General features: G+C 72.1%; 24 protein-coding genes. 16 read left to right on the forward strand and 8 right to left on the reverse strand.

What is annotated here, in order from left to right:
- The 3 genes from RF640_RS12260 to RF640_RS12270 all read left to right on the forward strand — a co-directional run.
- On the forward strand, positions 1-252 hold a 252-nt coding region (locus tag RF640_RS12260; protein WP_368827981.1), incomplete at its 5' end, for an MFS transporter.
- A gap of 469 nt (positions 253-721) precedes the next feature.
- Positions 722-1,741 (forward strand): glycosyltransferase family 2 protein, encoded by a 1,020-nt coding sequence (locus RF640_RS12265; RefSeq protein WP_368827983.1) that lies wholly within the window; start codon positions 722-724, stop codon positions 1,739-1,741.
- Positions 1,738-2,652, forward strand: coding sequence for an FRG domain-containing protein (locus tag RF640_RS12270; RefSeq protein WP_368827985.1), 915 nt, complete (start codon positions 1,738-1,740; stop codon positions 2,650-2,652). Before RF640_RS12265 ends, RF640_RS12270 begins: the two co-directional genes overlap by 4 nt.
- 151 nt (positions 2,653-2,803) lie before the next feature.
- On the opposite strand, the gene RF640_RS12275 is transcribed toward RF640_RS12270, so the two are convergent.
- On the reverse strand, positions 2,804-3,685 hold the full coding sequence (locus RF640_RS12275; RefSeq protein ID WP_031282674.1) for a manganese catalase family protein: 882 nt from the start codon (positions 3,683-3,685) through the stop codon (positions 2,804-2,806).
- A gap of 130 nt (positions 3,686-3,815) precedes the next feature.
- A complete protein-coding gene (locus RF640_RS12280; protein ID WP_272026886.1) occupies positions 3,816-4,181 on the reverse strand; it encodes a hypothetical protein in 366 nt (121 codons plus the stop codon).
- Between the two features lie 276 nt (positions 4,182-4,457).
- Here RF640_RS12280 and RF640_RS12285 point away from each other — a divergent pair, with 276 nt between their 5' ends.
- Positions 4,458-5,297, forward strand: coding sequence for an SDR family oxidoreductase (locus tag RF640_RS12285; RefSeq protein ID WP_368796270.1), 840 nt, complete (start codon positions 4,458-4,460; stop codon positions 5,295-5,297).
- 86 nt (positions 5,298-5,383) lie between these two features.
- On the opposite strand, the gene RF640_RS12290 is transcribed toward RF640_RS12285, so the two are convergent.
- The 4 genes from RF640_RS12290 to RF640_RS12305 all read right to left on the reverse strand — a co-directional run bounded on the left by RF640_RS12290 (position 5,384) and on the right by RF640_RS12305 (position 6,790).
- Positions 5,384-5,572 carry a CsbD family protein gene (locus RF640_RS12290; RefSeq protein ID WP_035923993.1) on the reverse strand — a complete coding sequence of 63 codons (189 nt, stop codon included), beginning with the start codon at positions 5,570-5,572 and terminating at the stop codon, positions 5,384-5,386.
- 122 nt (positions 5,573-5,694) lie between these two features.
- Complete coding sequence (locus tag RF640_RS12295) at positions 5,695-6,117, reverse strand: CBS domain-containing protein (protein WP_368827988.1); 423 nt, start codon at positions 6,115-6,117, stop codon at positions 5,695-5,697.
- Between the two features lie 135 nt (positions 6,118-6,252).
- A complete protein-coding gene (locus tag RF640_RS12300; RefSeq protein WP_035923991.1) occupies positions 6,253-6,459 on the reverse strand; it encodes a hypothetical protein in 207 nt (68 codons plus the stop codon).
- A 49-nt stretch (positions 6,460-6,508) separates the two neighbouring features.
- Positions 6,509-6,790 (reverse strand): hypothetical protein, encoded by a 282-nt coding sequence (locus RF640_RS12305; protein ID WP_017832839.1) that lies wholly within the window; start codon positions 6,788-6,790, stop codon positions 6,509-6,511.
- A 212-nt stretch (positions 6,791-7,002) separates the two neighbouring features.
- On the opposite strand from RF640_RS12305, the gene RF640_RS12310 reads away from it, so the two are divergent.
- Together RF640_RS12310 and RF640_RS12315 are read left to right on the forward strand one after the other, a co-directional pair.
- Entirely contained in the window at positions 7,003-7,497 is a 495-nt protein-coding gene (locus RF640_RS12310) for a hypothetical protein (RefSeq protein ID WP_141246804.1), read from the forward strand.
- Between the two features lie 346 nt (positions 7,498-7,843).
- Positions 7,844-9,190, forward strand: coding sequence for a VWA domain-containing protein (locus RF640_RS12315; RefSeq protein ID WP_368827991.1), 1,347 nt, complete (start codon positions 7,844-7,846; stop codon positions 9,188-9,190).
- 84 nt (positions 9,191-9,274) lie between these two features.
- Here RF640_RS12315 and RF640_RS12320 read toward each other — a convergent pair whose 3' ends face one another.
- The gene (locus RF640_RS12320; protein WP_368827993.1) at positions 9,275-10,495 is read right to left on the reverse strand and encodes an ROK family protein; all 1,221 of its coding nucleotides are present in this window, start codon (positions 10,493-10,495) and stop codon (positions 9,275-9,277) included.
- Positions 10,496-10,610: 115 nt separating this feature from the next.
- Here RF640_RS12320 and RF640_RS12325 point away from each other — a divergent pair, with 115 nt between their 5' ends.
- From RF640_RS12325 to RF640_RS12365, 9 genes are all read left to right on the forward strand, one after another.
- Positions 10,611-12,119, forward strand: coding sequence for a sugar ABC transporter ATP-binding protein (locus RF640_RS12325; RefSeq protein WP_368827995.1), 1,509 nt, complete (start codon positions 10,611-10,613; stop codon positions 12,117-12,119).
- Positions 12,116-13,123 (forward strand): ABC transporter permease, encoded by a 1,008-nt coding sequence (locus RF640_RS12330; RefSeq protein ID WP_368827997.1) that lies wholly within the window; start codon positions 12,116-12,118, stop codon positions 13,121-13,123. The genes RF640_RS12325 and RF640_RS12330 overlap by 4 nt, the downstream gene beginning before the upstream one ends.
- Positions 13,120-14,217 (forward strand): ABC transporter permease, encoded by a 1,098-nt coding sequence (locus RF640_RS12335; protein ID WP_017832833.1) that lies wholly within the window; start codon positions 13,120-13,122, stop codon positions 14,215-14,217. Before RF640_RS12330 ends, RF640_RS12335 begins: the two co-directional genes overlap by 4 nt.
- Positions 14,217-15,449 (forward strand): substrate-binding domain-containing protein, encoded by a 1,233-nt coding sequence (locus RF640_RS12340; RefSeq protein ID WP_035924109.1) that lies wholly within the window; start codon positions 14,217-14,219, stop codon positions 15,447-15,449. The genes RF640_RS12335 and RF640_RS12340 overlap by 1 nt, the downstream gene beginning before the upstream one ends.
- A 100-nt stretch (positions 15,450-15,549) precedes the next feature.
- Positions 15,550-16,419, forward strand: coding sequence for a sugar phosphate isomerase/epimerase family protein (locus RF640_RS12345; RefSeq protein ID WP_368827999.1), 870 nt, complete (start codon positions 15,550-15,552; stop codon positions 16,417-16,419).
- Complete coding sequence (locus RF640_RS12350; RefSeq protein ID WP_368828001.1) at positions 16,416-17,585, forward strand: Gfo/Idh/MocA family protein; 1,170 nt, start codon at positions 16,416-16,418, stop codon at positions 17,583-17,585. The genes RF640_RS12345 and RF640_RS12350 overlap by 4 nt, the downstream gene beginning before the upstream one ends.
- Positions 17,586-17,631: 46 nt before the next feature.
- Positions 17,632-18,633: a sugar phosphate isomerase/epimerase family protein gene (locus RF640_RS12355; protein WP_368828003.1), complete on the forward strand. Its 1,002-nt coding sequence runs from the start codon at positions 17,632-17,634 to the stop codon at positions 18,631-18,633.
- A 122-nt stretch (positions 18,634-18,755) separates the two neighbouring features.
- Positions 18,756-19,583: a DUF1206 domain-containing protein gene (locus RF640_RS12360; RefSeq protein WP_368828005.1), complete on the forward strand. Its 828-nt coding sequence runs from the start codon at positions 18,756-18,758 to the stop codon at positions 19,581-19,583.
- A 130-nt stretch (positions 19,584-19,713) separates the two neighbouring features.
- Positions 19,714-19,986 (forward strand): hypothetical protein, encoded by a 273-nt coding sequence (locus RF640_RS12365; protein ID WP_017832827.1) that lies wholly within the window; start codon positions 19,714-19,716, stop codon positions 19,984-19,986.
- A gap of 25 nt (positions 19,987-20,011) precedes the next feature.
- Here the strand turns inward: RF640_RS12365 and RF640_RS12370 are convergent, their stop codons facing one another.
- Positions 20,012-20,866 (reverse strand): SDR family oxidoreductase, encoded by an 855-nt coding sequence (locus RF640_RS12370; protein WP_095651022.1) that lies wholly within the window; start codon positions 20,864-20,866, stop codon positions 20,012-20,014.
- Positions 20,867-21,056: 190 nt separating this feature from the next.
- On the opposite strand from RF640_RS12370, the gene uvrB reads away from it, so the two are divergent.
- The gene (uvrB, locus tag RF640_RS12375) at positions 21,057-23,177 is read left to right on the forward strand and encodes an excinuclease ABC subunit UvrB (protein WP_035923984.1); all 2,121 of its coding nucleotides are present in this window, start codon (positions 21,057-21,059) and stop codon (positions 23,175-23,177) included.
- Positions 23,178-23,377: the final 200 nt, after the last annotated feature.

Consider the following 23,377-nt stretch of genomic DNA (forward strand, 5'->3'; position numbering starts at 1 on the left):
GGCATCGGCATCTCGGTGTTCTTCGGCTGGACCATGAACGGTTTCCTGGCCCTGTTCTTCCCCTCCCTCGTGGCCGCGGTCGGGATCTCGGGCACGTTCTTCCTCTTCGCCGGCATCGGCGTCCTCGCCCTGATCTTCGTGGCCACCCAGGTCCCAGAGACCCGCAACCGCTCCCTCGAAGACCTCGAGGAAGACGTCTCCACCGGGGCGATCTACCAGGTCGCCAAGCCCGCCGACGCCCACCAGTCCTGAGCCCCACAGCGTGACCCCTCGCACGCCGGGGACAGGTGTCCGAGACAGGACAGGTCGCCGTTCTGCTCCCCGTGCAGGAACACCAGCGGGGTCCTGGTGCCGGTGCGGTGCATGCCGGCGATCTCCAGGCGGGGTCCGCACCGTCGATGATCGGTCCAGCGGTCCCGCGCTGGGGGCAGCCGTTCCGCCGTCGGTGCTCGACCGGGCCCGCGACCTCGTGGACGGGGCGCTGCCGTGCGGCATCTTCGCGAGGTGCCACAGGGATCGGGAGCCATTTTCCGCATGACGCCTGGTCTGCCGGAGATGCTTGTGGTTAGGGTGAGGTGTGGTCGAGCAGCCGGCCCGCAGTGCGCTGCTGTCGATGGAGGAAGCTCCTGTGGACCACACCGTGCTCGTGCCGGCCGAGGCCGCCCGCCGCGATGAACCCTCTGCCGAGGCGACTCCGGGCCGCCTCCGCAGGACCGCTCCCATGTCCGGCCTCTTGGCCGATGCCCGGTATGTCCTGCCGCTGAAGTGGTCCGACGACACCGGCCTGGACGAACTCGCCCACTACCTGGCCGAGGTCGTCACGTGGATGCCCGTCACCGTCGTCGACGGTTCCGCCGAGAAGCTCTTCGCAGCTCATCGCACGGCGCTGCCGGAGACGGTCGAGCACGTGCGCCCCGATCGGTGGCATGGGGCCAACGGCAAGGTGGCGGGGGTGATGACCGGTGTCCGCCGGGCGGCCGAGGAACGGATCGTGGTGGCCGACGACGACGTGCGCCACACCCGGGGCACCCTGGAGCGCATCGTGGGGCTGCTGGGGGAGGCCGAGGTGGTCCGCCCGCAGGACTACTATCTGCAACTTCCCTGGCAGGCCCGCTGGGACACCGGACGGACCCTGCTCAACCGGGCTCTGGGCGGGGACTGGCCCGGCACCCTGGGCGTGCGCCGGTCGGCCCTGCTGGACGCGGGAGGCTACGACGGCTACGTCCTGTTCGAGAACCTCGAGCTCGTGCGCACCGTGCGGGCGGCCGGTGGGAGAGAGATCGTGGCCCTGGACGTGCTGGTGGGGAGGATGCCGCCCACCGTGTCCCACTTCCTCGGCCAGCGCGTCCGTCAGGCCTACGACGATTTCGCCCAACCCGCCCGTCTGCTCGCCGAGCTGTCGCTGCTGCCCCTGCTGGGCTGGGCGGTGCGGCGACCGGGGCGGTGCGCGGCCGGAGCCCTGGCCGTGTGCGGGGTGGCCGAGTTCGGCCGACGCCGGCACGGGGGAGCAGCGGTCTACCCGGGGGGCACGGTGCTGTGGGTTCCGCTGGGGGTGCTGGAGCGGTCGGTGTGCGTGTGGGCGGCCGTGGTCGTCCGGGCGCGCGGCGGGGTGTCCTACGCGGGGTCCCGGCTGCGCACCGCCGGGCACTCCCGAGCCGCCCTGCGCCGGCGCCTGCGCGGCCCGAGCAAGGACTGGCTGCTGGTCGACGCCGGCACCGGACGGGTGAGGGGGCGGCGGTGAGCGTGGGGACGGGGCCGGCGGGTGCGGGTCCGGTCGTCGAGATCGCCGAGGACGACCTGTACGGGCTGATCGCGACCCTGACCCACAACGACTGGCAGCCCTCGGGCGGGAGCCTGCGGATCAACGTGGTCTACCGCGGCCACGCGGTGGCCGACCGGGACCTGGACACCAGTCTCTTCCGGCTCCGGGGCACCTCGAGCGAGCAGATCGAGCCCCGCATCCTGCGGAACTTCCGCAAGTACGCCGCCCGGGACACCTCCCCGGGGGACTCCGACTGGAACTGGCTGTCCGTCGCCCAGCACCACGGGCTGCCCACGAGACTGCTGGACCGGTCGAACTCGCCCTACGTGGCCCTGCACTTCGCCACCGCGGACCCGCGCTGCTACGACCTCCCCGGAGCGGTGTGGTGCGTGGCCTACTCGGCGGTGCACGATCTGCTGCCGGCACCGCTGCGCGAGGAGATCACCGCGCACGCGGCGGGCCTGTTCACCACCGACATACTGGGGCGGGTCGCGTACAGCATGGCCGACTTCGACCGGTTCCGGGACCAGCACGGGCGGGCGGTGCCGCTGTTCTTCGAACCCCCGTCGCTGGACGAGCGGATCGTGAACCAGGCCGCGGTGTTCTCCGCCATGTCCGCGGCCACGGCGTCCTTGCACGAATGGCTGGGCGAGCACCCCGACCTCTGCCGGAAGGTCGTCATCCCGGCGGGTCTGAAGTGGCGGATCCGCGACCACCTCGACCAGGCGAACATGACCGAGCGCGTCCTCTTCCCCGGCCTCGACGGACTGTCCCGCTGGCTGACCCGCTACTACGGGCCGCGCCCGGAGCAGGGCGCCTGGGCGGAGCCGGCCTCGCCGGCGATGGGCGACGTGCCGGAGCCGCTCCCGGGCTCAGCCCCGGCCGGCTGAGGGTGGACTTCTCGACCGGGCCCTGGGGTGGGGTCCCGTCGCCGGACCGGTGAGAAGCGGCTCCCCGCCCGTGGTGGGGAGCCGCTTCTCGTTGTTCCGTGGGAGCGAACGGTGTCCGTCGGTGGGCCTCAGGTGCGGGCCCTGTCGGCGGCTATTCCTTCTTGAGCTTGTCCTGGATGCTGCCGGCGGCCTTCTCCATGATGTTGGGCTGTTCGGTGGTGCCGTAGAACCGGGCGTCCGGGTGGGTGGGAGGCGGCATCGGCACCCCCGCCATGGGCTGGTCCTGGTAGCCGAACTGCCCGTTGCCGTCCGGCGTCGGCCCGGAGGCCCAGGACCCCTCCGCGGCGGCCGCGCCGTCGGAGAAGTTGTAGTAGTCGTAGGAGAACTCGGTGGCCTCCTTGGCCTGCGGGAAGTTCGAGGGCACCGGCATCTGCTCCAGCCCGTCGGCCTGCAGCTCCTTGACCGCGGCCATCCACTGGTTCTGGTGCATGGTGTCCCGCGCCAGCAGGAACGAGAGCATGTCCCGGATCCCCTTGTCCTCGGTCATGTGGTAGAGCCGGGCGACCTGGGTACGGCCCTGCATCTCGGCGTTGACGTTGGCGGTCATGTCCGCCAGCAGGTTCCCCGAGGCGGTCACGTAGGACCCGGACCACGGGTTGCCCATCGAGTCCACCGGCCGCGCCCCGGCCCCGGCCACGATCGCGTGCTGCAGGTCGGTGCCGCCGATCACCGCCGCGACCGCCGGGTCGCCCTGCACGGCGTCCTCGGTGATGCCCAGCGGGGCCTTCTCGAGCAGCTGGGCGACCATCGTGGCGAGCATCTCGATGTGACCGAACTCCTCGGCGGCGGTGCCGAAGAGCAGGTCCCGGTACTTGCCCGGGATGTGGGCGTTCCAGGCCTGGAAGCTGTACTGCATGGCCACGGTGATCTCCCCGTACTGCCCGCCGATCACCTCCTGGAGCTTGCGCGCGTAGACCGCGTCCGGGGCCTCGGGGGTGGACTTGTACTGGAGCTTCTGCTGGTGCAAGAACATGCTGACCTCCGTCATCGGCTGCTGCGGCCGGCGGTGGCGCGGCACTCCGCGCCCGTGATTCCCGGCTCTGATCTCCACGCTAGTGATCCGGCCCCGAAAAGGGAAGCGTGCTTACTGAATGAACGGGGCATCAGATGAGCTGAGGCCGGGCGCTCGGGGACGTCCCGCCCCGGGGTCTGCGGGCGGTGCGGGGTGGGAGCGGTGTGGGCCCGTGGGTCGGCAGGCCGTTGGGGATCAGCAGTTCGACCGGGCTGACCCCCTGCAGGGTGTCGTCGTGGTCGATCGCCCAGCGCAACAGGTCCAGGGCGTTCGGCTCCACGTGGCCGGCGGCGGCGAGATCAACGCTGACGGTCACCGGGGGGATCAGCGTCCGGGCACGGCGCACCAGCGGATACAGGACGTGCTGGTTGGCCTCGGTCAAACACCCGGTGACGATCAGTCGCACATAGGCGCCGTCCAGGTCGATCTGGACGAGGACGGAGAGCTTGTGGTCCATGAGAGCATCCTTCGTCGCATGCAATCTGTCTCATGGCCACCTTCTGGACCACTCCCCACGGTACTCGCCTCGTTGCACGTGGGCCAGGGATCTGCTGAATTCGTACCGTCAGCTCGTGCGCCCCTCGTGCTGGAGCAGTTCCCCGTCCGCTCCCGCGGGCCGGGGCACGACAACCCGGCCGCGAGCATCTAAAGTGGACAGTGTGCTGATCATCGGGGGAGTTCGGTGAGCAGCGCGTGCACCGTCCGGACCACTCGACCACGGAAGGACCACGCCATGAGCCAGCCAGAGCAGCAGCAGGAGGTCCCCGGCGTCCAGGCCGCGATGACCCCCGTCCCGGACTGCGGCGAGCACAGCTACCGCGGCTCCGGCAAGCTCGCGGGCAAGGCGGCCATCATCACCGGCGGGGACAGCGGCATCGGCCGTGCCGCCGCGATCGCCTACGCCCGCGAGGGCGCCGACGTCCTGATCGCCTACCTCGAGGAGGACGATGACGCCCAGGACACCGCCCGCTGGGTCGAGGAGGCCGGGCGCCGCGCCGTCCTGGTCCGCGGAGACCTCTCGGACCCGGCCCACTGCCGGGCTGTCGTCGACAGGGCCGTGCAGGAGTTCGGCCGGATCGACGTGCTGGTCTCCAATGCCGCCTACCAGATGAGCCGCGACAGCCTCGACGAGATCAGCGACGAGGAGTGGGACTACACGTTCCGGCTCAATGTCGGCGCCATGTTTCACCTCACCAAGGCCGCCGTGCCCCACATGCCTCCGGGGTCGGCGATCATCGGCAGCTCCTCGGTGCAGTCCGACCAGCCGTCCCCGCAGCTTGCGCCCTACGCGGCCACCAAGGCGGCGATCGCGAACTTCTCCGCCGGGCTCGCGCAGATGCTGGGCGAGAAGGGCATCCGGGTGAACAGCGTGGCCCCGGGCCCGATCTGGACGCCGCTGATCCCGGCGACCATGCCCGCGGAGAAGGTGGGGGCCTTCGGCGACGACGTCCCTCTGGGCCGCGCCGGCCAGCCCGCCGAGCTCGCGCCCGTCTACGTGCTGCTGGCCTCGGACGACGGCAGCTACATCTCCGGCTCGCGGGTCGCCGTCACTGGTGGCAAGCCCATCCTCTGAGCCCGGATCCTCCGCTCGCGAGACCGGCGAGGCGCTTCACCCCGGCGGAAGGACAGGGTTTCCGCCCGGGGCGGGGGCGGGGCTGATCACTCGTCGTCCACGATCTCGCGGGCGGTGTCCTCGATGTCGTGTCCGCTCTGTCGGGCGTGGCCCACGGCGTTCTGTGCCTGGCCTTCGGCCTGCAGGTCTGGTTTGTCGGTGGCGGCGCCGATCTTGTCCTTGGCGGCACCGGCAGCCTTGTCCGCGGCGGCACCGGCCTTGTCCCTGAGTCCCACAGGTGCTCCCTTCTCCCGGTCAGGGGGCCTCCTCGGCCCGGACGCCTGGTCGGCGGACGTCGCTGACGCTTCGGGGCCGTCCAAGTGTCCGGGCCCAGTCGGGCATCTTCCGGAACCGGTCCTCAGTACTGGTCGAAGGAGATGAGTTCCGCGAGTTCTCCGACGCGGTCCTCGGGCATGGACCGGGCGATGTCCGCCTGGCTGAGCATCCCGACGAGGTCGTGGCCGTCGATCACCGGCAGCCGCCGCACCTGGTGCTCGCTCATCGTCTTGATCGCCTCCTCCACGCTGTCGTCGGCGCCGATCGTGACCGGTTTGCCCTCGGCCAGCTGACCGGCCTTCACGGCCCTGGGGTCGGTGCCGATCGCCAGGCACTTGATGACGATGTCGCGGTCCGTGACCATGCCCATGAGCCGGTTGTGCTCCCCGCAGATCGGCAGCGCGCCGACGCCGAGGTCTTTCATCTTCCGGGCGGCTTCCTCCAGGGTCTCGTTCTCCCCGATGCACTCGGCGCCGCCGGTCATGATCTCGCGTGCCGTGGTCATAGCTGATCCTCCTCCGAGGTGGAAAGTGACTCGAGCACCGGTGTGCTCAGGTTGCGTGTGCTTGTGACGACCCGTGCGCCCGGGCGGTGACGGGTCGGTGTTCGTTGCGGGTCTCCCGCCCCGTTCCCCGGGGCGCTACTGCTGGGTGTCCGGGCGAGGGGCGCGTTCCCGCTCCTCCACCGCGGAGCGCACCTCCGGGTCGTCGGTGTCGTCGACCCAGGGCTCGGTCTGGCGGTGCTCCTCCACGTGGTCGGGTTGGATGCCGGCCACCTCGCCGGCGACCTCGTGCTTCATCTGGTCGTCCAGTTCCGCGCTGTGCTTGGTGTTGCCTCGCTCGGCCATGTCGATCTCCTTGCAGGGATGGGACGGCGTACTTCGGTGGGACGGCCCGTCAGGCGTTCCCGTCCTCCTCGAGCAGACCCCGCTGGGCGCGGTCGGCCGCTTCGGAGGCGTCTTCCGGCAGCGGGTCGGTGGCCGGTGGGACCTGCCCGGGCGCGTAGTCGGTCAGCCCGGCGGCCACCCGCTCCTGTTCGGTGGCTGCGGCCAGTGCCTCGTCGTCGAGATGCTCGGGCATCCCGGCGTGGCCCTGGTGAATGGGGTCGGGCAGGGCGTCGCCCTCGGGCTCGATGACGTCGTCGAGGTCCGGGGCGTCGTCGTTGTGCGGGGTGGTCATGGAGAACCTCCTGTGCCGAGCCGTGCCTCCCACCCTAGTGACCTGACTCACGGAGCGGAACCACCCTGGGACCTGGGAGAGGAGCCTGTGGAGGTCCCGCACGTGCTCCTCCCGGGCTGCGTTGAGCAGTCGATCGTAGGCTGTTCGTGCGCATCGCCTGCGTGTTCCGAGGCCGCAGGCGCCGATGCGTTCCCCGACATGAGGACTGCTTGATGACTGACGTCGCTCCGGACCGACCGGCGATGCTGCACCCCGTACCAGCCCAGCGTTCGATCGTCGTGATTCCGAGGGTGCACGACGGCTCCGGCGCCCGGACCCGCTACGGGCTGGTGCAGGCCGAACTGGACCCGGGCGGGCAGATGCTGATCTTCCCGCAGGGCCCGGTGGTCGACCCCGACGAACTGCGCGCCGGGGCGGCGGTGCTGCTGGAGGAGGAGTTCGGGCAGGGCATGTCCGCGGCGGTGATCGCTCCGCTGGGGATCCTCTACGCCGATCCGCGCAAGGAGGAGCGGATCGACGTGCTGCTCGCAGTGGCGCGCCGGACCGATGCCGAGTACGGCGAGGCACTGGAGCCGGCCGGCATCCCCGGGGTGGAGTGGGCCGATGATCAGCAGCTGCTCCAGCACCTGTGCTCCGGGCGGATCACGGACACCACCACCGCCTCAGCCCTGGCACTGCTGCACGCCTGCGGTGAGTTCACCCGCTGACCGGCTCACCGACCCCGAGCCGCTCCGATGCGGCCAGGGCGCAGCCGGTCCGCCGCCGCAGCGGGTGCACGGACAGCGCCCCGATTCCCGTCCCGGCCCGCGGCGCGTTCGTCGTCCATCGGCCATGCCGGGGCCGCACGCGAAGGCAGCGGCCCGTCGGTCACCCGCTCCCGCAGCGGGACACCACCGTCCTCGACGGTTCTGCGGGTGCGTCCGTTCGACGGTGTCCCTCGTCCGCGGCATCCCGACCGGTGAGGCCTATAGTGTGCAATGGAAAACTTTGGATGACCGTGGAAGGGTCCCCGTGCGGAACAGTGTGTGCTCATCCCTGACAGCCGTCTGCGTCGTGGTGCTTCTGGCAGGGTGCGCCGTCGGGGACGCGGGGAAACCGGGGGAGACCGCCACGCCGTCCACCACCGCGTCCTCGGCCGGCAGGGCGGAGACCGGGTCGGGGTCTGTGGAGCACGGGCTGGCCGCGGTGTCCTTCGAGGACGCCCCGCGGGAACTCACCGCCCTGGAGCGGTCCCTGCTCGTCGAACCCGGACCGCACGCCGAGGACGGGACCGGCGATGAGGTGCTGGCCGCCGCCCGCGAGCGTGATCCGCGCACCGCCGGGGAGTGGAGCGCGGCGATCCTCGCGCAGATCCACGGCGACTACGCCGAGGACGTCAAGACGGTGGTGCGCTTCGACCCGGGCACCGGGGAGCGCGGCGCGGAGCCCACCGACGCCGTGACCGGACCGGTGGGCGACCGGAGCGTGGGCACGAACCACTTCGCGCTCGTCCTGGACGCCAGTGACTCGATGGCCGGGGACTCCGGCGACGGCTCGCGGATGGACGCGGCGCGCACGGCGCTGACCGGGTTCGTCGAGGAGCTGCCGGAGGGCAGCACGGTGAGCCTGCGGCTCTACGGGAACGCGGGGGATACTTCTGCGCCGGGGAAGAAGGAGTCGTGCACGACCACCGAGGTCGCCTACTCAGGTGACGCCGACGCCGCGGAGCTCGCGGACGTCCTCGCCGGAGTGCGGCCCACCGGCTACACCCCACTGGCCCGGGCCATCGAGGAGGCCGCCGCCGACTTTCCCGACGACGCGACCGACGGCATCGTCTACGTGGTGACCGACGGCGTGGAGACCTGCGGCGGCGACCCCGTGGCGGCTGCCGAGCGGCTGAGCGGGTCCGGTGTCGAGCCGGTGATCAACGTCATCGGCTTCCAGGCCGGTGACACCGACCAGCGGGCACTGGCCGACATCGCCGCCGCCGGGGGCGGCGAGTATACCCGCGCCGGCTCCCGGGCGGAGCTCGAGACCTACTGGCGGGAGCAGAACACGGCGATGGCCCGGGCCTGGAACGAGTGGCGCAACACCGAGCTGCGGGAGATCAACGAGGCGGGCAACGCCAACAAGCGGCTCGCCAATGAGGTCGGCAACCGCATCAAGCGGACCGCCAACGAGGAGGCCAACCAGGGCAAGCGCGTGGCCAACCTGCTCGGCGCCGACGTGGACGAACAGGTGCGCCGCGAGGTCTGGGACTTCTTCGACGAGCGGGGCGCGACGGTCTGGGACTGGGGCGACCGGACCCACCAGGCCAACTGGGGCGCCGCCGACGACCGGCACCAGCAGGACTGGCGGGCCGTCTACGACCGCGGTGAGGCCAAGTGGAGCGAGTACTACGAGCGCCTGCAGAAGGACTGACCCGCCGCGCGGACGGGTCCGGCCGGAGCCGGCCGCGACGGCGTGGGGCGAGAGCGCCGGAGGCGGCCCGGAGCGGCGACGGGCTCAGCTTGCGCCGAGGGCCGCGCACGCGGCCTCGATGGACTCCGGGGACAGGACGTGGTCGATGGCCAGCACCGCCGCCCCCATGACGCCGGCGCGCTCGCCGGCGACCGAGGGCGCCACACTCAGGTGCTCCGTGGCCAGGGGCAGGGACCGCCGGTAGACGACCTCCCGGATGCCGGCCAGCAGGTGCTCCCCGGCCTGGGCGAGGCTGCCGCCGATCACGATCACGGACGGGTTGATGAGGTTCACGCAGGTGGCCAGGACGTCCCCGATGTCCCGCCCCGCCTGGCGGATCGCCTGCACGGCCAGCGGGTCCCCGGAGCGGACGAGGTCGATCACGTCCTGGCTGGTGGACAGCGTGCCGGCGGTCTGCTCGTTGAGCGTCCGCACGAGGGCGGGAGCGCCGGCGAGCGCCTCGAGGCATCCGGTGTTGCCGCAGCGGCAGAGCAGCTCGTCGCCGCGCGGCACCCGGACGTGGCCGAGGTCCCCCGCTGTGCCCTGGGCGCCGCGCTGGAGCGCGCCGCCGGAGATGATCCCCGCGCCGATGCCCGTGGCCACCTTGACGAACATCAGCTCGGTGGTCCCGGGCCAGAAGAGGCTGCGCTCGCCCAGGGCCATGATGTTGACGTCGTTGTCCACCAGCACGGGCACGTCGTAGTGGACCTGCACGAGGGCGGGGACGTCGACGCGGTCCCACCCCGGCATGATGGGCGGGTTGATCGGCCGGCCCGTCTCGTGCTCCACGGGACCGGGCAGCCCGATGCCGATGGCGGCGAGGTCCGCGGCGGGGCGGTCCGCGCGCTCGAGCAGCGCGGCGACCGTGCGCACGAGCCAGCCCAGGACCGCCTCGGGGCCCTCGCCGATCGCGAGCGCCTGGCGCTCCTCGGCGAGCTCCCGGCCGGAGAGGTCCGCCAGGATGGCCCGGGCGTGCGTCGCCCCGACGTCCGCGCCGACCACCACCCGGGCGCCCGGGTTCAGGGCGAAGAGCGAGGGCGGACGCCCCCCGGTGGAGGCGGCCCCGCCGTAGGGTGCGACGAGTCCCAGGGTCATGAGCGTGTCCACGCGGGACGCCACGGTGGAGCGGGCCAGCCCGGTCAGCTGGGCGAGCTCCGCCCGGGTCCTCGGGCGGCCGTCGCGCAGCAGCTGGAAGACTTCGCTCGCCCCCGGGGCGGGCGAGTCCGAGGAGCGCGGCGACGGCGCCGACGGAGGACTCTGCAGCACTTTTTCAGTAGAGCACGCCCCCTTAGGGGGGTCAAGCACGTCACAAACGCACAGTGATGGAACAACTTTTGCAGGACTGTCGACAGAAGTCTGTGGTGCGTGTCACAGTGACCGGATGAACGAGCGCACGAGCTCCCCGGTGCTGGACGTCACCGGCCTGTCGAAGTCCTTCTTCGGGGTGCCGGTGCTCGAGGACGTGGACCTGCGGCTGCACGCCGGCGAGGTGCACGGGCTCGTCGGCGAGAACGGCGCCGGCAAGTCCACCCTGATGAAGGTGCTCGCCGGGGTGCACGAGCGGGACGCGGGCACCGTGCAGATCGGCGGCACCCCCGTCGAGTTCCACCACCCCACCCAGGCGCACGTGGCCGGGCTGTCGACGGTGTTCCAGGAGTTCAACCTGCTGCCCGACCGCACCGTGGCCGAGAACGTGTTCCTCGGCCGCGAGCCGCGCCGGGGCCTGCTCGTGGACCGGCGGGCCATGAACGCGAGGACGAGCGAGCTGCTCGAGGACCTGGGCATCACCAGCATCCGGCCGACCACGACCGTGAGCTCGCTGTCCGTGGCCCAGCAGCAGATCGTGGAGATCGCCAAGGCCATCAGCTACGACGCCCGCATCATCTCCATGGACGAGCCGACCGCGGCCCTCGCGGGCCCCGAGGTGGACCTGCTGTACGCGATCGTCCGCCGGCTCCGGGCGCGCGGCACCGCCATCCTGTACGTGTCCCACCGGCTGAAGGAGATCTTCGACCTGTGCGACACCATCACCGTCCTCAAGGACGGCCGCGTGGTGGGCACCGAGCCCGCCTCCGCCATGGACGACGCCGCCCTGGTGCGGATGATGGTGGGCCGCCCGATCTCCGCCTACTTCCCGGAGGCGGTGCCCGGCACCGGGGTGGGGCGGGAGCTCCTGAGGATCGACGGCGGCGGCAACGACCAGCTCGACGGCATCGACCTGACGCTGCGTGCCGGGGAGCTCGTGGGGGTCGCCGGGCTGCAGGGCTCGGGGCGGACGGAGCTGGTGGAGGCCGTCTTCGGCGTCCACCCCTTCACCCGCGGGTCCATGGCGCTGGACGGCAGGCCGTACACGGCCACCTCGCCCCGGCAGGCCGTCCGGCAGGGCGTGGCCCTGATCACGGAGGACCGCAAGTCCCAGGGGCTGAGCCTCGACCAGTCCATCCTGGACAACGCCCTGGGCGTGATCCGCTCCGTCTTCCCGCGGCGGACCGCCGCGGCCCGCAAGGACGTCCCCGGGGTCCTCTCCTCGCTGGAGGTGGTGGCCCGGGACCTGGACCAGGAGGTCCAGTACCTCTCGGGCGGGAACCAGCAGAAGGTCGTCCTCGCCAAGTGGCTGGCCGTGGACCCGCGGGTCGTGCTGCTCGACGAGCCCACCCGGGGGATCGACGTGGGCGCCAAGATCGCCGTCTACAACCTCATGCGCATGCTCGCCGCGGAGGGCAGGGCCATCCTCATGGTCTCCAGCGAACTGCCGGAGGTCCTCGGCATGTCCAGCCGGATCGTGGTCCTGCGCGACGGCCGGATCGCCGGTGAGCTCCCGCCGGACAGCACCGAGGAGCAGGTGCTGCGGCTGGCCACCGGCGCCCGCACGGAAGGGGCGAGACCGTGAACGCGTTCTCGAGGCTCACGTCCACCCACATCGTCTACCTCGTGGTGCTGCTCACCGTCGTGGTCGGCACGGTGCTCGTGGGCGCCACCGGGCGCAGCTTCGTCAGCGCCGGCAACATCTCCGCGATCCTCACCGGGACCAGCGTCCTCGGCTTCATCGCGATCGGCCAGACGCTCGTGATCCTGGTGGGGAGCCTCGACCTGTCCGTGCCGTACGTCATCAGCCTCGCGAGCCTGCTCTCGGCCGGCCTCATGGCGAACCAGCCCGGGAACATCCTGCCCGGCGTGGCGCTGGCCCTGGTCGTCTCCGCGGGCATCGGCCTGGTCAACGGCCTGGTGGTGTCCGGGCTGAAGGTCCACGGGTTCATCGCCACGCTGGGCACCGGCCTCGTCGTCAGCGGCTACCTCGCCACCAACTACAAGGGCAGCTCGGGGCAGACCCCCGTGGCCTTCCGCCTCATCGGGGCCACGGGCATCGGCCCGGTCCCCATCTCCACGCTGATCATGCTGGTCTGCGCGGGCGCGGTGCTGCTCATGCTGACCCGCAGCCGCCTGGGCCACCACATGTACGCGGTCGGCGGGGACATCCGGGTGGCCCGGATGTCCGGGATCCGGACCGCCACCCCGATCGTGGCCGCCCACGTCATCTGCTCCGTCATGGCCGGTCTCGCGGGGCTGCTGCTCGCGGCGCGGCTCGGGGTGGGCAGCCCCACGATCGGGTCCCAGGGCGGGTACGACCTGCTCTCCATCGCCGCCGTGGTCCTGGGCGGGACGCTCCTGGCGGGCGGCAAGGGATCGCTGGTGGGGACGCTGGGCGGGGTCCTCATCTTCGCGATGATCGACAACATCATGAGCGTGATGCAGATCAACCCGTTCCTCAAGGACGTGGTCCGCGGCATCGTCATCGTCGTCGCCGTGGCCGTCTACGCCCGGCGCCGGGTGGTCAGCCGGCCCGCGCGCTTCGACGACCGGAGCGGACGGACCGCGCAGGAGGTCACGGCATGAGCGCCACCGTCACGGACCGCACCGCGGTCCTGCAGCAGAACCGGTCACCGTGGCACGAGCGCGTGCTGCGCGGGCTGCGGACGCCCGGCGGGGCCGTCTTCGTGCTCCTCCTGGTGCTGCTGGTCGCGGCCGTCGCCGTCAACCCGTCCTTCGGCGAACCGGGCTCGCTGATCCGGTTCGTCGGCCGCACGGCGCCGATCGCCATCGCGGCCATCGGGCAGTACTTCGTGATCGTCTCCGGGGAGTTCGACCTGTCCATGGGTTCGGTGGTCACCGCCCAGGTGTTCGTGGCCGGCAACCTCATCGGCCAGGACGACAGCCGGACGGTGCCCGTCCTGGTCCTGATGCTCGTCCTCGGCGCGCTCGTGGGCCTGGTCAACGGACTGGTCACCACGCTCCTGAAGGTGCCGAGCTTCATCGTCACCCTCGGCACCATGCTCGCCCTGCTCGGGCTGGTGCTCTACTGGACGGGCGGCGCCGCGACGGGGAACCCCGCGGACAGCTTCCGGCAGATCGGCCGCGGCGGCATCCAGGACGTCCCGGTCCTGGGGATCCTGCCCTACCCGGTGGTCCTGGTGACGGTCGTCGCGCTCGCCGCCCTCTGGCTCATGCGCCGGCCCTACGGCCGCACGCTCGTCGCCGTGGGCGACAACCCCCGGGCCGCCGCGCTGACCGGGGCCCGGGTCTGGTGGGTGCGCACCCGGGCGTTCATGCTCTCCTCCCTGGCCGCCACCGTGGCGGGGATCATCCTCGTCGGCTACGCCGGCGTGCACCCGTCCGTGGGGCGCGGCTACGAGTTCACGGCCATCACCGCCGTGGTCCTCGGCGGGGTCGTGCTGGGCGGCGGGCGCGGCTGGGTGCTCTCCGCGGCCGCCGGCGCCTTCGCCCTCGAGACCCTCTTCGCGCTCCTGAACTTCCTGGGGGTCCAGTCGACCTGGCGGGACACCGTCCAGGGCGCGATCATCATCCTCGCCGTCGCCGCCGGCACCCAGACCTGGAAGCGCCGCCGGCGCGGCCGGACCGCGGCGGCGCAGGAGCCGAGACGTGCCATCGCAGCACCGCCCACCCCGGGCACCGACGAGGAAGGAACATGATGCGCCGAAGCATCCAGTCAAGGATCACCGTGGTGGCAGCGGCAGCGCTGCTGGGACTGACCGCCTGCACCACCGACCAGTCGATGGAGGAGCCGCCGCCCGCCGAGACGGGGGGCGCGGAGGCCGCCGCCACGCCGGCCCCGGAGGGCGGTGACGAGTGGTTCGACCAGGCGGAGTACGACCGGCAGCTCGACCAGCGCTCCGCCTCCTTCGAGGGGGACCCGGAGCAGCCCTGGACGCAGTACATCGACGGGGAGACGACCGCCACCGGGGAGTTCGCCGCCGACGGCCCGCAGAAGGTGTGCTTCTCCAACGCCTCCATCTCCAACCCCTGGCGCCAGACCGGGTGGATCACCATGAACGAGCAGCTGAAGGTGCTCCAGGACTCCGGGGTGATCTCCGAGATGGAGACCCGCGACGCCCAGGACGACGACAACACGCAGATCGCCGACATCGACTACTTCATCGCCGAGGGCGAGTGCGACGGGTTCATCATCTCGCCGAACTCGACCGCCGCCCTGACGCCCGCCGTGGAGCGCGCGTGCGAGACCGGCAAACCGGTGGTGGTCTTCGACCGCGGGGTGGAGACCGACTGCGCGACGACGTTCATCCACCCCATCGGCGGCTTCGCCTGGGGCATCGACTCGGCGAACTTCCTGGTGGACAACCTGCAGGAGGGCGACAAGGTGGTGGCCCTGCGCATCCTCCCGGGCGTCGACGTCCTGGAGCAGCGCTGGGCCGCGGCCGAGCGGATCTTCGAGGAGAACGGGATCGAGGCGACCGACTACTTCACCGGCGCCGACCCCACCGAGATCAAGAAGATCATCTCCGACGAGCTCGCCACCGGGGACGTGCAGGGCGTGTGGATGGACGCCGGCGACGGCGCCGTCGCCGCCATCGAGGCGTTCGAGGACGCCGGCGCGGACTACCCGGTGATGACCGGCGAGGACGAGATGAGCTACCTGCGCAAGTGGGAGGACACCGGCCTGACCGGCCTCGCCCCGGTGTACTCGAACTTCCAGTGGCGCACCCCGCTGCTGGCGCTCGAGCAGATCTTCGCCGGCGAGGACGTCCCCGCCGAGTGGGTCCTGCCGCAGGAGCCGATCACCGAGGAGCAGCGGGCGGACTTCCTCGCCGACAACGAGGGGATGCCCGACGGCCACTACGCCAAGTTCGGCGGCGAGGACCTGCCGGGCTACCCCGACGTCTGGCGGGACCGCGTCATCCCCTGACCCGCCCGACCGCGCCCTGCCCGCCACCGGCCCGGCCCCGGGAGACCCCGGCGGCGGGCGGGGCGCCATCCAGCCCACCGCACCGAGAGGAGGCAGACCCGTGCAGCGCCCGATCGCCGTCAACACCTGGGTGTGGGAGTCCCCCCTCACCGACGCGAACCTGCCCCCGCTCCTGGCGAGGATCGCGGACATGGGCTTCGACGCCGTCGAGCTCCCGCTGGAGAACGTCGGCGACCTCTCGGCCGCGGTGGTGCGGGACGCCCTCGGCGGGCTCAGCCCGCTGCTCGTCGGCGCCATGGCGCCCGGGCGCGAGCTCGTCCTGGCGGACGACGCCGTGATCACCCGCACCCAGCACTATCTCAGCGCCTGCATCCGGCTGGCCCACGACATCGGCGCGCCGGCCGTGTGCGGGCCCTTCTACGCCCGCACGGGCCGGGTGTGGCGGATGGACGCGGCGGAGCGCGCGGACGCCTACGCGCAGCTGCGGCGCCGTCTCGCCCCGTTGGCCGCCGAGGCCGAGGCCGCCGGGGTGGTCCTCGGCATCGAACCGCTCAACCGCTACGAGACGTCCCTGCTCAACACCACCGCCCAGGCGCTCGAGGCCCTCGGGCCGCTGCTCGGCCACGGCGTGGGACTGGCCCTGGACACCTACCACCTGAACATCGAGGAGCGCTCCTCCGCCGACGCCGTCCGGGCGGCCGGCCGGCACCTCGTCCACGTCCAGGTCTGCGGCAACGACCGGGGAGCCCCCGGCGGGGACCAGACGGACTGGACGGGCATCTTCGACGCCCTGGACGCCGTCGGCTACACCGGCACCCTCAGCATCGAGAGCTTCACCGCCCGCAACGCCAGCATCGCCACCGCCGCCTCGATCTGGCGGCCCCTGGCCGAGAGCCAGGACCAGCTCGCCGAGGACGGACTGGCGTTCCTGCGCTCGTGCGCCGCCCGGTCCCCAGGAGGACACCCATGACCACCACCGTGCCCGACCCCGCCGTTCCCCCCGCCCACGGGAGCGCCGCCCTGGGCGTCGCCGTGCTCGGCCACTCCTTCATGGGCAAGGCCCACTCCAACGCCTGGCGCAACGTCAACGCCTTCTACCCCACGCCCCGCGTGGCGCAGAAGGTGCTGGTGGGCCGGGACGCCGGGCACGTGGCCGAGGCCGCCCGGCGGTACGGCTGGGAGGAGAGCGGCACCGACTGGCGGTCGGTGCTGGAACGGGACGACGTCCACGTCGTCGACATCTGCACGCCCGGCCACCTGCACGCCGACATGGCCGTGGCCGCCCTCGAGGCCGGCAAGCACGTGCTCGTGGAGAAGCCGCTGGCCAACACGGTGGCCGAGGCCGAGCGGATGGCGGCCGCCGCGGCGGCCGCCCGGACCCGCGGCGTCCACTCCATGGTGGGCTTCAACTACCGCCGGGTGCCGGCCCTGGCGCTGGCCCGGCAGCTCATCGCGGACGGCCGCGTGGGCCGGGTCCGCCAGGTCCGGGTCAGCTACCTGCAGGACTGGCTCGCCGACGAGCACGCGCCCATGACCTGGCGCCTGCGCCGGGAGACCGCCGGGTCCGGGGCGCTGGGCGACCTCGCCTCCCACGCCGTCGACCAGGTGCGCTTCCTCCTGGACTCGCCGGTCACGTCCGTCTCCGGGACGCTCACCACGTTCGTCCCCACCCGGACGGGGGAGGACGGCCCCGAGCCGGTGACCGTCGACGACGCCGCCTGGGCCACCCTGCGCACCGCCTCCGGGGCGGTGGTCGGCCTGGAGGTCTCCCGCTGCGCCACCGGCCGCAAGAACGCCCTCGGGATCGAGGTCTACGGATCGCTGGGCGGGCTGCGCTTCGACCTCGAGCGGCTCAACGAGCTGCACCTGTTCGACGCCACCGCGCCGCCGGACACCCAGGGCAGCAGCCGGATCCTCGTCACCGAGGCCACCCACCCCTACGTTGGGGCGTGGTGGCCGGCCGGGCACGTCCTGGGCTGGGACCACACGTTCACCAGCCAGGCCGCCGAGCTCCTGCGGGCCATCGACACGGGGGCCCCGGCCACCCCCGGGTTCGAGGACGGCCTGGAGGTCCAGCGGGTGCTCGCCGCCGTGACGGACAGCGCGGCGCGCTCCGGCGCCACCGTCCACCTCTGACCCCGGACGAGCGGAGCACCGCTCTCCCCGACCCGAAGGACCGACGATGGGACACCACCCCTACACGCTGTTCACCGGCCAGTGGGCCGACCTCCCGCTCGAGGAGGTCGCCGAGCTGGCGGCCGGCTGGGGCTACGACGGCCTGGAGATCGCCGTCTCCGGCGAGCACCTCGACGCCTGGCGGTGGGACGACGACGCCTACGTCCGGGACCGGCTCGACATCCTCGAGCGCCACGGCCTCGGGGTGTGGGCCATCTCCAACCACCTCAAGGGCCAGGCCGTCTGCGACGACCCGATCGACTTCCGGCACGAGTCCATCGTGGGACCCCGGGTCTGGGGCGACGGCACGCCCGAGGGAGTGCGCACCCGCGCCGCCGAGGAGCTGCAGCACACCGCTCGGCTCGCGCGGAGACTGGGCGTGGACACCGTGGTCGGCTTCACCGGGTCCTCCGTCTGGCAGTACGTGGCGATGTTCCCGCCCGTCTCCCAGGAGGTGATCGACGCCGGGTACCAGGACTTCGCGGACCGGTGGAACCCCATCCTGGACGTCTTCGACGAGTGCGGGGTGCGCTTCGCCCACGAGGTCCACCCCTCCGAGATCGCCTACGACTACTGGTCCACGCACCGGGCGCTGGAGGCCATCGGCCACCGCCCGGCCTTCGGGCTGAACTGGGACCCCAGCCACTTCCTGTGGCAGCAGATCGACCCGGTGGCGTTCATCTCCGACTTCGCGGACCGGATCTACCACGTGGACTGCAAGGACACGAAGATGCGGACCGGCGGTGGGCGCAACGGCGTCCTGTCCTCGCACCTGCCCTGGGGCGACCCCCGCCGCGGCTGGGACTTCGTCTCGACCGGGCGGGGCGACGTGCCGTGGGAGGACAGCTTCCGCGCCCTCACCGCCATCGGCTACGGCGGACCGATCTCCGTGGAGTGGGAGGACGCCGGCATGGACCGCCTCCGGGGCGCCCCCGAGGCCCTGGCCTTCCTGAAGCGCTTCGACTTCGCCCCCTCCGGCGCCTCGTTCGACGCCGCCTTCCGGCAGTAGCCGGCCCGGGGCGGCACCCGGGCGGTCCCCGGCCCCGGGCGGACCCCGGTGTCAGCCGAACGGCGTCGTGGACACCGGCGGTCCGCAGGCGCACGATGGAGACCCACACCGCAGGAGGAACCATGGGCGAGGTCGGCCGGCAGGCCACGAGGGCGGCCGACGCCGCGGACGACGCGACGGACTCCCGCGGGTTCGTCCTCGCGGCCCGCGCCGGGTACGTGGCGGCGGGCCTGCTGCACGTCATGATCGGGGTCATCGCGCTGCGCGTGGCCACCGGCGGCTCGGGCTCGGCGGACCAGTCGGGGGCGGTCGCCGCGCTCGCCGGCAGCCCGGGCGGCACCGTCCTGCTGTGGGCGTGCTTCCTCGGCTGCGCGGCGCTCGCCGTCTTCCTGTTCAGCGAGATCTTCTTCGGCGCGACGCAGCGCTCGGACCGGGACCGGCTCAAGCACCGCGTCAAGATGGGCGGCCAGGCGGTCGTCTACGGCGCCATCGGCGCCGTGTTCGGGACCTACGCCCTCGGCGGCACGAGCGACAGCAGCGGGTCCACCCAGTCGCTCAGCGCCCGGCTCATGGCGCACCCGGCCGGCACGGTGCTGCTGATCGCCGTGGGGCTGGGCCTCGTCGTCGCCGGCGCCTTCTTCGTCCACCGGGGCGTGACGAGGTCCTTCCGGGAGAACCTGAAGAGCCTGCCGCCGGGCACGGCCGGCAGGGCGGTCCTGTGGCTGGGCACGGCCGGCTACGCGGCCAAGGGCGTGGCCCTGGCGGTGCTCGGGGTGCTCGTCGTCGTCGCCACGGTGCGCAGCGACCCGGAGCAGTCCTCGGGGCTGGACGGTGCGCTCAAGGCCCTCCAGGAGCAGCCCTTCGGGGCGTGGATCCTCGGGGCCGTGGCCCTGGGCCTCATCTGCTACGGGGTCTTCATGGTGGTCCGGGCCAGGTACCAGCGGATGTGACCGCGCGCTCCCGGCGGGCCCTCCTGGCGCGCCGCCCGGGCGTCCGGAGCTGCCGGCCGACCGGCCTTCGCGGGGCGCGGCACGAGGAATAGAATGGTCCCATCCGCACCGCGGTCACCTGGGGGACGTCATGTCTGAAGAGCAGCACACCGTCAACGAGGACGCGCCGTCGTCGGGCTACCGCCTCCTGGACCGGTTGAACCAGATCGCGCTCAAGATCTACGGCGCGGCCGATCGCGTGGCGCCGGAGACCCACGGCGCCGGGGAGAGCGAACGGGCCCACGCCTGGTACGAGGAGTGCCAGAAGCACTTCGTGATCGAGCGGGACGAGCACGGCAACGAGTACCTCTACCACCGCGACGACTCCCGCGGCGGCCCCCGGGCCGGGACGTCCCGCAACTGACGACTCCCGCCCGCGGCCCCGCGCGTCAGCGCATCATGCGCAGCGCGTCCACGAGCCCCGTGGTGCGCCGGCCGAGCAGCCGCGACAGGTCCCCGGTGACGAGGTCCAGGGCGCCGTCCTCGATGTTGGCGTCCAGTGCGACCAGGAACCGCGCGGTGCTCTCGTCCACGCCGGTCCGCTCCAGCTCCGCCAGGTGCTGCTCGGGCGTGAGCCGCCGGTAGGTCACCTCCCGGTCCAGGACCTCGGTCAGCGCGGCGGCCAGCTCGTCGAAGCTCCACGCCACGTCCCCCGAGAGCTCGTAGGTCTGCCCCGCGTGGCCGTCCTGGGCGAGGACCGAGGCGATCGCCTCCGCGTAGTCCTCGCGGGTGGCGCTGGCCACCCGGCCGTCCCCGGCACTGGCCAGGACCACGCCGGTGGTCTCCGCGTGCCGCAGGGCCGGCTCGAAGTTCTCGGTGTACCAGCCGTTGCGCAGGATCGTGAACGGGAGCCCGGACGCGGCGATCGCCTCCTCCGTGGCCAGGTGCTCGTCGGCGAGCAGCAGCTTCCCGCGGTCGGCGCCGAGGGCGCTGGTGTAGACGAGGCGGGAGACCCCGGCCCGGACGGCGGCGTCGACCGCGTTCCGGTGCTGGGGAACGCGGATCCCCACCTCGCTGCTGGAGATCAGCAGGACCGTGTCCGCCCCCGCGAACGCCTCGTCGAGGGTCGCGGGCTCGGTGTAGTCGGCCCGGACGGTGGCCAGGCCCAGCTCCCGGAGGGCGCCGAGCTTCTCCTCGTCGCGGCCGGCGGCCACGAGGTCCGGCAGCTGCACGTCCAGGCGCAGCAGGGAGCTGATGACGTGACGGCCCAGCCGGCCGGTCGCGCCGGTGATGACGATGGACACGGTGTTCCTCCCGGTGGTGGCCCGGCCGCTGCCGGCGGGGCCCGCCGGCACCCGCCCGGCGCGGCGGTGTGCCCTGTGCAACGGGCGGCGCCCGCGGCGTATTTCCGGCGTGCGGCCCCGGCGGCCGCGGGGCCGATCGCCTCCGGAGGAACCCGGCCTCCGTGTCCGGGGCGGCGCGTAGCCTGGTGCCATGAGCCTCGCCCAGAAGATCAACCGTGTCGTCGCCCCCTTCGAGGTCATCTCCGACTACGTGCCCGCCGGCGACCAGCCCCGGGCCATCGAGGAGCTCGCCGCGAGGATCGAGGCGGGGGAGAAGGACGTCGTGCTGCTCGGAGCCACCGGCACCGGCAAGTCCGCGACCGCCGCGTGGCTCATCGAGCGCGTCCAGCGGCCCACCCTCGTCATGGTGCAGAACAAGACGCTCGCCGCGCAGCTCGCCAACGAGCTGCGGGAGCTGCTGCCCAACAACGCCGTCGAGTACTTCGTGTCCTACTACGACTACTACCAGCCCGAGGCCTACGTGCCGCAGACGGACACCTTCATCGAGAAGGACTCCTCCATCAACGAGGAGGTCGAGCGGCTGCGGCACTCCGCGACCAACGCGCTGCTGACCCGCCGGGACGTCGTCGTGGTCGCCACCGTGTCCTGCATCTACGGCCTGGGCACCCCGGAGGAGTACGTGGCGCAGATGGTCACGCTGCGCCGGGGGGAGGAGATGGACCGCGACGAGCTGCTGCGCCGGTTCGTGAACATGCAGTACGCGCGCAACGACGTCGACTTCCACCGCGGCACGTTCCGCGTGCGCGGGGACACCGTGGAGATCATCCCCATGTACGAGGAGCACGCGGTCCGGGTCGAGTTCTTCGGCGACGAGATCGAGTCGATCTACACCCTGCACCCGCTCACCGGGGAGATCATCCGGGAGGAGACGGAGATGTACGTCTTCCCCGCCTCCCACTACGTGGCCGGCGCGGACCGGATGGCCACGGCCGTGAAGTCCATCGAGGACGAGCTCGCCGCGCGGCTAAAGGAGCTGGAGTCCCAGAACAAGCTCGTCGAGGCCCAGCGGCTGCGGATGCGCACCACGTACGACCTCGAGATGATGGAGCAGATGGGCTACTGCAACGGCATCGAGAACTACTCGCTGCACATCGACGGCCGCCCCCGCGGGTCCGCCCCGCACTGCCTCATCGACTACTTCCCGGACGACTTCCTGCTGGTGGTCGACGAGTCCCACGTGACGATCCCGCAGATCGGCGGCATGTACGAGGGCGACATGTCCCGCAAGCGCACCCTCGTGGAGCACGGCTTCCGGCTGCCCTCGGCGATGGACAACCGCCCGCTGAAGTGGGACGAGTTCCTGGGGCGCATCGGCCAGACCGTCTACCTCTCGGCCACGCCGGGCAAGTACGAGCTGTCCCAGGCGGACGGCTACGTGGAGCAGATCATCCGGCCCACCGGGCTGATCGACCCCGAGGTGGTCGTCAAGCCGACCAAGGGGCAGATCGACGACCTCCTCGACGAGATCAACGCGCGGGTCGAGCGGGACGAGCGCGTGCTCGTCACGACCCTCACCAAGCGCATGGCCGAGGACCTCACCGAGTACCTCATGGAGCACGGGGTCAAGGTCCAGTACCTGCACTCGGACGTGGACACCCTCCGCCGCGTGGAGCTGCTGCGCGAGCTGCGGATGGGCACGTTCGACGTCCTCGTGGGCATCAATCTGCTGCGCGAGGGCCTGGACCTGCCCGAGGTCTCCCTGGTGGCGATCCTCGACGCCGACAAGGAGGGCTTCCTGCGCTCCACGACGTCCCTCATCCAGACGATCGGCCGTGCCGCCCGCAACGTCTCCGGCCAGGTGCACATGTACGCGGACCGGATCACCGACTCGATGGCCACGGCGATCGAGGAGACGAACCGGCGCCGGGAGATCCAGGTCGCCTACAACACGGAGCACGGGATCGACCCCCAGCCGCTGCGGAAGAAGATCGCGGACATCACCGACCAGCTCCAGCGCGAGGAGGAGGACACCCGGGAGCTGCTCGCCCGCCGTGCCGCCGCCGGGAAGAAGACCGCGCCGACCGGGGCGAAGGGCGGGCGGGACGCCGTGGCGGCCGCGGAGGACAAGCTGCGCCGGGACGGGTTCGCGGCCGCGCCGGCGGAGGACCTCACGGACCTCATCGCGCAGATGACGGAGCAGATGCAGGCCGCGGCCGCCGAGCTGCAGTTCGAGCTCGCCGGGCGGATCCGCGACGAGCTCGCGGACCTCAAGAAGGAGCTGCGGCAGATGCAGCAGGCGGGACACGCCTGAGCCCCGTTCCGGCGGGGCCGGGACCCGGGGCCGCGTCCGTTCCCGGCGTTCTCCCAGGTTCGGGTAGAGTGCTCTCCGCGTAGGGGAGTATCCCTCAGCGCTGCGGTCGTCAGCACGCCGGGCAACGGAGCCGGGCCGGTCGCAGCGACCGCGCCCCGGCACCCGGGCCTACGGGGCCGCCGCGCGGTGGAGAGACTTGC

The sequence above is a fragment of the Kocuria sp. CPCC 205231 genome (assembly GCF_040980965.1).
GTDB lineage: Bacteria > Actinomycetota > Actinomycetes > Actinomycetales > Micrococcaceae > Kocuria > Kocuria rosea.